Source organism: Sphingobium sp. Ant17 (genome assembly GCF_000588875.1).
GTDB lineage: Bacteria > Pseudomonadota > Alphaproteobacteria > Sphingomonadales > Sphingomonadaceae > Sphingobium.
Window position 1 is genome coordinate 1 of record NZ_JEMV01000121.1, and the last position, 5,256, is coordinate 5,256.

The following is a 5,256-nucleotide window of genomic DNA, read 5'->3' on the forward strand; positions in this document are numbered from 1 at the left end:
ATATGTGTTACGCTCCGCCACCCAACTGCCCCGACAACGCCCCCGCAGCTTCCACCAGCGCCTCCTGCAAAGCTCCCAAGTCGCGCCCCAGCGCCGCCCCAATACCGATCGCCACCAGCGCATGAACCGGCCGCCCCGCACCCTTCCACACCGGCGCGGACACCACCGTCACGCCCGCGATATATTGCCCCTCATCCACCGCAAAACCCTGCGCGCGGGTCTGACGCAACTGCGCCATCCAATCGTCGAAGGCAGGCGGGTCATCCCAGCGCAACTGGTCGAACCGCGCCTTTAACACCGCCTCAGGATAGTCGCCGAACGCCGCGATGCAGCGCCCCGTCGCGCTGATCAGCGCCGGAAAGCGGCTCCCAACCTGGGTGCTGAGCTGAAACCCGCTGCCCGACTGCGCCATGGCGACGACGATCATATGATCCAGGCCCACGGCTTGCACCCCTAACATGGTCAGCCCAAAACGCTGCGCCAGCCGGTCGAGCAGCGGTTGCGCGAGATCGTTGAACGGATCACGCCGCAACCAATGCCGCGCCAGCGTAAGCACGCCCGCCTCCAGCGCATAGCGTTTGGTGTCCACGTCGAACGACACCAGCTCCTCCTCCGCCAGCGCGCGCAGAACATAGAGGCAGGTGGACGGCACCAGCCCCAATTCCTTGGCGATCGCCTGCACGCCCAAAGGCCGGTCGCTCCGTCCCAATAACCGCAGGATCGCTGCCGCGCGGGTTATCGCCGGGGCCTTACTATCCTTCACCGCCGCCGCGACCTTGCGGACAGGGGAGGGGGAACGCGCGCGGATCGGTTCACTCATGCAACAGGCCTCCATCGCTCCGGCGATGGAGCATTATATTCAATATATAGAATATTGTTCGCGATTTACAATGAATGAGTCGCCATGACATGCAGGGGCCATCATGACGAAGGCGGCTCTTCCGCCATTCGACAGAGTGAATGGACGGGACGGATGGCCAAACTCACCGACTATAGCAGCTATGCCGATGCGCAGGCCTATGCGACGTCTGACGCCCCCTGGGATCTATTCAACGGCGACCGCGATCATCTCAACATCGCGCATGAATGTATCACCCGTCACGCCGATGGCAGCGGCCGCGCCGCCGTCCGCATCGCCCATGCGGATGGCCGCGATGAAATTCTCAGCTTCGACACGATTTCGGCCGGTGCTGCGCGCTTTGCCCATTGGCTCGATGCGGAGGGGGTTCAACCTGGCCAACGCATCGCCTTCATGCTCGAACCCTCGCTGCCCTTCTATGTCTGCCTGTTCGGCGCGATGCAGACCGGTGCGATCTCGGTGCCGCTCTTCACCCTGTTCGGTCCCGATGCGCTGCGCTTGCGCGTCGATGACTGCAAGCCGACCATCCTGATCACCAATCTGGAAAAGGCCGACCTCGCCCGCAGCATGAACGGCCCCCGCGTCATCGTCGCCGACGACGGCCTGCTGGACGACATCGAAAAATATCCCGCGACCTACACGCCCAAGACCAGGGCGAATGATCTGGCGGTATTCCAATATACGTCCGGCACGACGCGCGAACTGCCCGAAGCGGTCAAGCACAGCCACCGCGCGCTGGTGACGTTGATGTTCGCCGCGCTCTACGGCACCGGCATCCGGCCGGGCGACGAATTTTTCTGCCCCTCCTCGCCCGCCTGGGGTCATGGCCTGTGGCACGGCACGCTCGCCCCATTGGGGCTGGGCGTGACCACCGGCACCTTTGCCGGCCGCTTCGATCCCGTCCGCCTCATGCAGGCGCTGGACGATTACAAGATCACCAACATGTCCGCCGCCGCGACCCATTATCGCATGATGAAGAATAGCGGTAAGGCGGAGGACTTTGCCTTCCACTTCAAGAAGCTATCCTACACCGGCGAACCGATCGACCCGGCAACGCTCGACTTCATCGATACCTATTTCAAGGTGCCTGCCTGCTCCATGTACGGCACGACCGAAATCGGCGTGGTCCTGGTCAATTATCCCGGTGCGGACGATTTCACCGTCAAGCCGGGCTCGCTTGGCAAAGCCGTGCCGGGCCAGAAATTGGAGGTCCAGCGGCCCGACGGCACACCGTCCGCCCCCGGCGAGATCGGCGAACTGATGCTGTGGCGGCGCGACAGGTGGGAAAGCACCAAGGACCGCGCGAAGATCGACGAGGATGGCTATTTCAATCATTGCGGCCGCGCCGACGACGTCATCATCTCGGCCGGCTGGACGATGAGCGCGGTTGAGATCGAAAACACCCTGCTCAAACATCCCATAGTGCTGGAATGCGCCGTGATCGGCGTCCCCGATCCGCAGCGCGGCCAAGTGGTCAAGGCGTTCGTCATCGCCAATGTCGATGGCAGCGACGCCTTGGTGAAGGAACTCCAAACCTTCACCCGCGAAAAGCTCGCCCAGCATGAATTTCCCCGCGTCGTGGAATTCGTGACGGACCTGCCCAAGACCCCGGCTGGCAAGGTCCACCGCAAAATCCTTCGAGAACGCGAGGCTGCAAAAGCGGCTGAACTCGTCAACTGACCATTAGGAGAAGAAACATGGCAACTTTGGCGGAAGCCCCCACCAATAAATTCCCCAAGATCACCGAAGAAGGCCTGGACGACCTGCGCAAGCGCATCGGCGTCAAGATCGAGAATACGGTCGAACCGTGGAATTATGAAGCGACCCGCGACGCGATCCGCCACTATGCCCATGGCATTGGCGACGACAATCCCTTGTGGTGCGATCCGGCCTATGCCGAAAAGACCAAATATGGCTCCGTCGTCGCGCTGCCCAGCTTCCTGTTCACCACCAGCCGCATCATTTCGGGCTATTGCGGTGGCCTGTCGGGCGTCCATGCCATGTGGGCGGGGGCAGACTGGACCTGGCACAAGCCGGTGCTGCGCAACGACACGATCCGCACTGAGGCCTATCTCAAGGACTTGGTCGAACATAATACCAAGTTTGCCGGGCGCAGCTTCCAGCAGATCTACCATGTCGATTTCTTCAACCAGTCGGGCGACAAGGTGGCCGAAGGCGATAGCTGGGTCTTCCGCACCGACCGCGACGAAGCCCGCGAACGCGGCACGAAGTACACCGAAGCGCGTGGCCGCGTAGAGCAGTATACCGAAGAAGAGCTGGCTGAATTCACGCGCTTGTACCAGGAAGAAGAAATTCGGGGCTCGGTGCCCCGCTATTGGGAAGACGTAAAGGTCGGCGACGAACTGCCGCGCATGATGAAGGGACCGATGACGGTCACCGGCTTCATCTGCTATGCGCAAGGGTGGGGCGGCCTCTACATCCGCGCCAACAAGCTCGCCAACCAGATGCAGCAGGCGCATCCTGGCCTGGGCATCCGCAACCGCTTCAACGTGCCGGATTGCCCTGAGCGCGTCCACTGGGACGAAGCCTTCGCGCTCGAAGTCGGTGCGCCGGGGGCTTATGACTATGGTCCAGAACGTTGCAGCTGGCTGACCCACCATATCACCAACTGGATCGGTGACGATGGTTTCCTGACGCGCAGCAAGTGCCAGATCCGCCGCCACAATCCCGATGGCGACGCGATCTACATCGACGGCAGCGTCATCCGCAAGTTCGAGGAAAGCGGCAAGCAATATGTCGAGATCCAGCAACAGGCGACCACCCATCGCGGCGAAGTCTCCGCCTTCGGCACCTCGATCGCCGAATTGCCCAGCAAGCCAGCCTGATCCTGTAACGGGGTAGGAGAGGGGGCCGCCGCCGCAGTGATATGCAGCGGCGGCCCTTTTGCGTTGCGCCCGCGCCGCTAGGATCGGGCCAGAGTGAGAGAGAGGACCGCAAAATGTATGAGATGCGCTTCGACGGCCGGGTCGCCGTCATTACCGGGGCAGGCCGGGGACTTGGCCGCGCCTACGCGCTATTGCTGGCACAACGCGGCGCAAAGATTATCGTCAATGATCCGGGCGTATCGATGCAGGGGGAGGGCACCGACGCCACGCCCGCCCAGGCATTGGTCGAGGAAATACGCGCCGCCGGGGGGCAAGCTGTCGCATCAACCGACAGCGTCGCAACGCCCCAGGGCGGCCAGGCGATCATCGACACTGCCATCACCCATTATGGCTGTATCGACATCCTCATCCACAACGCCGGCATCGTCCGGCGCGGCTCGCTCCATGACCTGAGCTACGCCGATTTCGAGACGGTGCTGGACGTGCATATGCGCGGTGCCTTCCACGTCGTGCGCGCCGCCTTCCCGCATATGACGGCGGCAAATTATGGCCGCATCGTCCTGACCGGTTCCATCAACGGCCTCTATGGCAATGCAGGCGTAGTCAATTATTCCATGGCCAAGGCCGCGATGACCGGCCTGTCCAACGTCGCCGCGATCGAGGGGGCGGCGCATAATATCAAGAGCAACATCATCCTGCCCGGTGCCGTCACCCGCATGGCCAACGGCCTCGACACCAGCGCCTATCCGCCGATGGACCCGGACCTCGTCGCCCCCACCGTCGGCTATCTCGCCCATGAAGATTGCGCGGTTACCGGCGAAATGTTGATCGCTATGGCCGGCCGCGTCGCCCGCGCCTACACGATGGAAACCAAGGGCGCGTTCCGCCCCGACTGGACCATCGAACAGGTCGCCGAAAATCTCGACACCATCCGCGCCACTGACGATGCGCTTCATTTCCCGCCGGTGCCGGATGGCCACATGGACCATCTACGCTATTGTTTCGCCATGGCGCGAGCGGGGTAAAACCCTTCATCCTCCCCCCATGGGGGAGGTGGCTGGCCGCAGGCTAGACGGAGGGGTGTCACCCTATCGATAGGGTGACACCCCTCCACCACTGGCTACGCCAGCGGTCCCCTCCCCCTACAGGGCAGGGCTATCGCATATGACCAAGCATTGAGAGAAGGAATGCATCGTTCCAGCCCGCCCGTTTGATTTTGCCTTTGATTGATCCCTTGTCCGGGTGGGTTCTCAAGATGTTGAGCGCAAGTTTCCTGATTAGCGCGAGGTTTTGCGGGGCATAGTCCTTTCGGCTTCGCGCGGCGTCTTCCTCGAAGGCGACGTCGAGCACCCAGTGCAGTTGGTTTTCGATGGTCCAATGCGCGCGCGCGACTTCGATCAGCCGTTTGGCGGTCAAAGGTCGGGACAGAAGGAACCAGCGTTTGACCGGTGGCTCGTCCCGACCAGCGTTGCGGCGGCACGTTTCCACTTGCCCCACCGCCGCGATGCCGGGGGAAGTCGAGGGCTTCGGCGGCACCACGATCGCGTGTCG

Annotated in this window: 5 protein-coding genes; 3 read left to right on the forward strand and 2 right to left on the reverse strand. The window is 62.5% G+C overall.

All coding sequences use genetic code 11. From position 1 onward, the window contains the following. Positions 1-7 precede the first annotated feature (7 nt). Positions 8-820 (reverse strand): IclR family transcriptional regulator, encoded by an 813-nt coding sequence (locus tag BF95_RS24280; RefSeq protein ID WP_043155300.1) that lies wholly within the window; start codon positions 818-820, stop codon positions 8-10. Positions 821-973: 153 nt separating this feature from the next. Between BF95_RS24280 and BF95_RS24285 the strand changes: the two genes are divergently transcribed. The 3 genes from BF95_RS24285 (at position 974) to BF95_RS24295 (ending at position 4,730) form a co-directional block, all read left to right on the forward strand. After that, positions 974-2,539 carry an acyl-CoA synthetase gene (locus tag BF95_RS24285; protein ID WP_043155303.1) on the forward strand — a complete coding sequence of 522 codons (1,566 nt, stop codon included), beginning with the start codon at positions 974-976 and terminating at the stop codon, positions 2,537-2,539. A 17-nt stretch (positions 2,540-2,556) separates the two neighbouring features. Further along, positions 2,557-3,705 (forward strand): FAS1-like dehydratase domain-containing protein, encoded by a 1,149-nt coding sequence (locus tag BF95_RS24290; RefSeq protein ID WP_043155305.1) that lies wholly within the window; start codon positions 2,557-2,559, stop codon positions 3,703-3,705. 113 nt (positions 3,706-3,818) lie between these two features. After that, positions 3,819-4,730 (forward strand): SDR family NAD(P)-dependent oxidoreductase, encoded by a 912-nt coding sequence (locus BF95_RS24295; RefSeq protein WP_043155308.1) that lies wholly within the window; start codon positions 3,819-3,821, stop codon positions 4,728-4,730. Between the two features lie 130 nt (positions 4,731-4,860). Here the strand turns inward: BF95_RS24295 and BF95_RS24300 are convergent. Further along, positions 4,861-5,256: ISAs1 family transposase (locus BF95_RS24300; protein WP_152542922.1), on the reverse strand; the 396-nt coding region annotated here is incomplete at its 5' end.